The 263-nt window shown below is 37.3% G+C and carries 1 protein-coding gene; it reads right to left on the bottom strand.

Going from position 1 to position 263, the window contains the following annotated elements:
* On the bottom strand, positions 1 to 263 hold a 263-nt coding region (locus ACU68U_RS09360; RefSeq protein ID WP_446763204.1), incomplete at both ends, for an Ig-like domain-containing protein.

The following is a 263-nucleotide window of genomic DNA, read 5'->3' as shown; positions in this document are numbered from 1 at the left end:
GCTTTTGGTTCAGTAATTGTTGGTTCTGCTGATGTTTGTTCATCTTTTGCAGCTATTGTTGCATCTTTAGTTGCTGGTTTCTTTCCTGGTTCTGTTTGTTCAGCTGTTACTTTTTCTCCTTCAACTAATTTGTCTTCTGGAATATTGTCAACTGTCCATTTACCATCTTTATCAACTGTTGCTTCACCAATCTTGTTACCATCTTTATCTTTTAATACAACTGTTGCTCCTGGAACTCCTGTACCACTTACACTTGTATCTCC

This window comes from Finegoldia sp. P3-F-LR, assembly GCF_052932165.1.
This window is presented reverse-complemented; position numbering and strand designations above follow the sequence as displayed.